Raw genomic sequence first — 5,223 nt, forward strand, 5'->3', positions numbered from 1 at the left:
GTCTTGTCGAGCAGACCGAGCGCGCGGGCGCCCTCGCGGGTGGCGCCGGCGATGCATTCCTTGACGGTCAGGCCGAAAAGTGTGGCCGACATGTTCATGGTGAGCAGCATCGAGGTGAGCGGCGAGGTGCCGGGATTGCAATCGGTGGCGATCGCGATCGGCACGCCTGCCCGCCTCAACGCCTCAACCGGCGGCTTCTGCTTCTCATGGATCGCGTAGAAGGCGCCGGGCAGCAGCACGGCGACGGTGCCGGCTGCGGCCATCGCCGCAACGCCATCTTCGTCGAGATATTCGAGGTGATCGGCTGATAGTGCGCCGTATGACGCGGCGAGCTTGGCGCCGCCAAGATTGGAGAGCTGCTCGGCATGCAGCTTGACCGGCAGGCCGAGCGCCTTGGCCTTGTCGAAGACGCGGGCGATCTCGGTCGTGGAAAAGGCGATGCCCTCGCAAAAGCCGTCGACGGCATCGGCGAGACCGAGATTATGCATGTCGTCGAGACCTGGCAGGACGACATCATCGAGATAATCGCCGTTGCGACCCTTATATTCCACAGGCGTCGCATGGGCGCCGAGATAGCTGGTGGCGACGCGGACCGGTCTGATATGGCCGAGCAGGCGGGCGCTCTGCAGCATCTTCACTTCACCGGTTCGGTTCAGCCCGTAACCGGACTTGACCTCTATCGTCGTGACACCTTCGGCAAGCAGCGTGTCGAGCCGCGGCAGCGCCGCGGCGACGAGTTCCTCGACCGACAGCGCATTGGTCGCCTTCACCGAGGAGACGATGCCGCCACCGGCACGCGCGACCTCCTCATAGGTGGCGCCTGCAAGGCGCATTTCGAACTCGCGGGCGCGGTTGCCGCCGTGAACGATATGGGTGTGGCAGTCGACGAGGCCGGGCGTTACCCAGCGGCCTTCCAGATCGACGATTTCGGAGTGTTCGATGGCCGATGCCGGCAGGTCGCTTTCGGCGCCGGCAAAGGCGATGCGGCCGTTTTCGATCAGCACGGCGCCCTTTTCGACGATGCCGAGCCCTTCTTTATCGGGCGCAAGCGTGGCCAGCCGCGCATTGCGCCAAAGCGCCGGACGGGCGTCGGCGGATGAGGCTTCCTCTGAAAAATTGTTCCCGGTCATCAGCTTTGCGCCTTTCCTTATGCCAAAACATGTATATACATAATCGACAGGTGACAAGAGAAATTTTGCGCGCTTTTCTGGAAAAGAAAGATCGGCGACGCGGCAAGAGGAGAGGGAAGGCCATGACCACACTTCACGCAGACACGGCGCTGACCCCGCAAGGCTGGCAGAAGGATGTGCGGCTGACGCTCGAAGCCGGGCGCATCGCACGGGTCGAAATCGGCACGTCTCCTGGGCCCGGCGACGAACGCCACGCTCTCCTCGTTCCCGCCATGGCGAACCTGCACAGCCATGCCTTCCAGCGGGCGATGGCCGGCCTTGCCGAAGTGCGCGGCCCGGCCAATGACAGCTTCTGGAGCTGGCGCACTGTCATGTACAAATTTGCCCTGGCGATGACGCCGGCGCATGTCGAGGCGGTCGCGGCCAAGCTTTATGCGGAGATGCTGGAGGCAGGTTTTTCCCGCGTCGGCGAGTTCCACTATCTCCACCATGATACAGATGGCAGCGCTTATGCCAATATCGCCGAGCTTGCCGAACGCATCGGCGCGGCGAGCGAAGAGACCGGTATCGGCCTGACGCTGCTGCCGGTCTTTTATGCCCATTCCGGCTTCGGCGGTGCTGCGCCCATCGACGGCCAGCGGCGTTTCATCAATTCGCTCGAAAGCTTCGAAAGGCTGATGGAGGGATGCCGGGCAGTGACCGGCCGGCTCGATGGCGCCGAGCTCGGGCTGGCGCCGCACAGCCTGCGCGCCGCGACGCCGGAGGAGCTCACAAGGCTCGTGCCGATGGCGGGCGACGGACCTATCCATATCCATGTCGCCGAGCAGGTGAAGGAGGTCGAGGACTGCATCGCCTGGTCCGGCGCGCGGCCTGTGGAGTGGCTGCTCGATCATGCGCCTGTGGATGAGCGCTGGTGCCTGATCCATGCGACCCACATGACCGAGGACGAAACGCGGCGGATGGCGAAAAGCGGCGCGATCGCCGGCCTCTGCCCGATCACCGAAGCCAATCTCGGCGATGGCGCCTTTGCCGCACCGCTCTTCCTCGAAGAGGGCGGGCGTTACGGCATCGGCTCGGATTCCAACGTGCTGATCTCCGTGCCGGAAGAACTGCGCCAGCTCGAATATTCGCAGCGTCTGGCGCTTCGCGCCCGCAACGTCGTCGCCGCACCCGGCGGTTCGACCGCGCTTTCGCTGTTCACACATGCGCTTGCCGGCGGTGGCGCCGCGCTGAAGGCGCCGGCCGGGCTCGCTGAAGGCCATTCCGCCGATCTCGTCTCACTCGACACCGAAGCCGTTCCCCATCTCTCCGGCGACCAGATCCTCGACCATTGGGTGTTTGCCGGCGGCGTCGCCGTCGATTGCGTCTGGGCGCATGGCCGCAAGCAAGTGGAGGGCGGTCGCCATCTCAAGCGCGATGCTATCGACCGGCGTTTCCTGGCTGTCATGGGCGAATTGCTGGCCGCCTGAAAAAGAGCTTTTCCTGTCCAGACATTCGAATTAGAGCAGTTCCAGCAAAAATGTGTAGCGGTTTTGCGTTCGGGATTGCGTAAAAACAAAGAGATAGCGGGAGAGCAATCGTTACGTGGCGATGAACCAAAGCAGGGATCCCACCTTGCATCAGCGCATCCTCAGCGACATCGAGGGTCGTATCGTCTCGGGCGATTGGCCGCCGGGGCACCGCATTCCCTTCGAGGTCGATCTCGCCACGCAGTATGACTGCTCGCGCATGACGGTGAACAAGGTGCTGACCCAGCTCGCCAAGGCCGGCCTTATCGAGCGCCGCAAGAAGTCCGGCAGCTTCGTCACCCAACCGCAGGCGCAATCGGCTGTTCTCGAAATCCACGATATCAAGGCCGAGGTGCAGTCGCTGAACCTGCCCTATTCCTATGCGGTATCGAAGAAGACGAGCCGCAAGGCCAAGGCAGAAGACAGTCGAAGACTGGAACTGCCTGTGGCGTCCTCGGTGGTCGAGGTCGTCTGCATCCACAATGCCGGCATGCGGCCCTTTTGCCTGGAGGAGCGGCTGATCAGCCTTGCGACGGTTCCTGAAGCCGCCAATGCCGATTTCCTGACGATGGCGCCGGGTCCCTGGCTGCTCAATCAGGTGCCTTGGAGCACGGCCGAACACCGGATCCACGCCGTCTCGGCCAATGCCGAAGTGGCCGCCGTCTTAGACATAGCGCGCAACACCGCCTGCCTCGTGGTCGAGCGCCGGACCTGGAGCGGCGCCGGCCCGGTGACGCATGTGCGCTTCACCTATCCGGGCGATCGTCACGCGCTGGTGGCGCGTTTCACGCCGGCATCCTAATTAACCCGATCTAACCGGCCGTTGCCGCTGCATCCGTCGAAACAAAGCCCATGCAGCGGGCGGAACCGCCGGGCATGGTGGCCAGCATCATCACCGTCCGCCTTGTGATCAGCGACTACTCAAAATCCGTGGCACGTCGTGGAGGGCGGCCAAGGATACGCGTTTCCTCTGCGGATCGATCAGCCCTTGTCTGGCGGTTGCGCCTCGATCAGGCTGGGCGGTGAGCTGGTCGTAGGCGAGGGCGGCAACCTTCATATGCCCCTCGTCGAACCAGGCAAGGGCCGTGCCCCACCAGAGCATGGCGACTGAGAAGCAAGCTATACGCAAGGCCATCAGCATCTCCTCATGACTTACTGTAGCGGTTTTCCGCATCGAGCCGTTTCCCGGGCCGGCTCCGGTGGTTCAAGGATCCCGGAGCGATCAACGAGTCCCTGTCTCGTAAGGCCTAGTCGGGCGTGAGCTTGCCGTCAGGATCAACTTCGCTTCGTTTGCTGCCGCGGTAGAAATTTGCCAGCTTCGTCGTGGTGTCGAACGGAGCACGATCCCGGTACGATCCGAACTTGAAATATTGGCGCAGGTGCGGGTCATTCTTCTTGAAGCCTATTCGGCCACTCGTCCTTCCAATGCGGACGCCGTCTGCCCAGACTTCAATGAGCGCCGAACCGTCAGGCGTGAGCTTTAGATGGTATACCATCGTGGTCCACTTGCCGAAGGGATCCGGCAGGCGGCCGTATTGCTCAGGTATAATTCCGACCGCGCACCCTTTGTCGGCGGCGACCACCGGACCGTCAGTGACAGCATGCGACATCAGTGTCGCGATGTTCTTGGGAGGCGGTGGCTCCTTATCGCCATGGGGCCAGCCCGCCGGCTTCGAGGCGAGGGAGCCTTGGTCCGCGACGAGAACCCGGCAGAGATTGTCTTTGTTGCTGTGACCCGGCGCCAAATTGTCCTGTTCGACCGTGACCGAAAAATTCCGGCCGTTGAACCGCTGTGCCAACAAGGGCGAGTCCCGCGCCGACCCTTCTTCCTTCCACTGACCGATCACAAAGCGGCCAGTCGTCGGCGTGATGCTCTTGTCGACGAACATGTCGAAGCGATACCAGACATCGCTGCCGAGCTTCATCCAGGTGTCGCTGGCTTCCCACAACTCGGAGCGTTCATCACCGTCCGCCTTGTAGTCCTTCGTGGCCTCGTCGATGCAGCCGGTGTGCTTCTCGCGAAAGGCCTCGATCTTCGGCAAGGGGCTCACGACGGACGTCATTGCCGTGCGACCGTCGCTCGTGTCGCCGAAGGAAAACCGGTTCTCCGGGCGCTTGCAGACGAACCATTGCTTTCCGGGAAACTTGCTCGAAAAGTCGTCCTTGATCGCGGCTGCGGATATTTCCGGAGCTACCGTGATGCAACTCGACATCATGACGATCGGTAAGAATAGGCTTAGCCATTTTGGCATGGGACACCACGTCCCGGAGCTGTGTTCGCAGCCGCCGAGCTTTCGTAGAGACTTGTGAAACGAAGAATTGCGATAAAAGCCCAATGACAGATGCAAGAATAAATTGTAGATGTATACTGTCAAGTGGCTGAATGAAATTATCTGATACTGCTTGCAGCGCATGAAGAAAGACTTCATCGCCTTCATTTCGCTGATTAAATCGACGTGAATTATCAACATCCCCAATACATCACGCCGTCTCTATCGAAATTCGAAAATACCGCCATCAGCAATGTTTCTGGTTCATGTGCTTCTACAGGTTGCTCAGGGAGGGACGCATGCCCGCAATCGCAT

5 protein-coding genes are annotated in these 5,223 nt (G+C 61.5%); 2 read left to right on the forward strand and 3 right to left on the reverse strand.

The window, feature by feature from the left end; translation table 11 throughout:
* Nucleotides 1–1,130: imidazolonepropionase (gene hutI, locus AC1D1Z_RS33765; RefSeq protein ID WP_477853176.1), on the reverse strand; the 1,130-nt coding region annotated here is incomplete at its 3' end.
* 122 nt (nt 1,131–1,252) lie between these two features.
* Between hutI and AC1D1Z_RS33770 the strand changes: the two genes are divergently transcribed.
* Nucleotides 1,253–2,599 (forward strand): formimidoylglutamate deiminase, encoded by a 1,347-nt coding sequence (locus AC1D1Z_RS33770; protein WP_477853177.1) that lies wholly within the window; start codon nt 1,253–1,255, stop codon nt 2,597–2,599.
* A 121-nt stretch (nt 2,600–2,720) separates the two neighbouring features.
* On the forward strand, nt 2,721–3,440 hold the full coding sequence (gene hutC / locus AC1D1Z_RS33775; protein ID WP_018448834.1) for a histidine utilization repressor: 720 nt from the start codon (nt 2,721–2,723) through the stop codon (nt 3,438–3,440).
* 108 nt (nt 3,441–3,548) lie between these two features.
* Here the strand turns inward: hutC and AC1D1Z_RS33780 are convergent, their stop codons facing one another.
* Both AC1D1Z_RS33780 and AC1D1Z_RS33785 read right to left on the reverse strand, forming a co-directional pair.
* The gene (locus AC1D1Z_RS33780) at nt 3,549–3,773 is read right to left on the reverse strand and encodes a hypothetical protein (RefSeq protein ID WP_477853178.1); all 225 of its coding nucleotides are present in this window, start codon (nt 3,771–3,773) and stop codon (nt 3,549–3,551) included.
* A gap of 112 nt (nt 3,774–3,885) precedes the next feature.
* Nucleotides 3,886–5,067 carry a heparin lyase I family protein gene (locus AC1D1Z_RS33785; protein ID WP_477853179.1) on the reverse strand — a complete coding sequence of 394 codons (1,182 nt, stop codon included), beginning with the start codon at nt 5,065–5,067 and terminating at the stop codon, nt 3,886–3,888.
* Between the last annotated feature and the right edge of the window lie 156 nt (nt 5,068–5,223).

This window comes from Rhizobium sp. P1_E1 (genome assembly GCF_056406015.1).

Excerpts from the sequence above, each read along its gene's own strand:
- AC1D1Z_RS33785 (WP_477853179.1), bottom strand. The coding sequence starts at position 5,067 with ATGAAGTCTTTCTTCATGCGCTGCAAGCAGTATCAGATAATTTCATTC.
- AC1D1Z_RS33770 (WP_477853177.1), top strand. The coding sequence starts at position 1,253 with ATGACCACACTTCACGCAGACACGGCGCTGACCCCGCAAGGCTGGCAG.
- hutC (WP_018448834.1), top strand. The coding sequence starts at position 2,721 with ATGAACCAAAGCAGGGATCCCACCTTGCATCAGCGCATCCTCAGCGAC.
- AC1D1Z_RS33780 (WP_477853178.1), bottom strand. The coding sequence starts at position 3,773 with ATGGCCTTGCGTATAGCTTGCTTCTCAGTCGCCATGCTCTGGTGGGGC.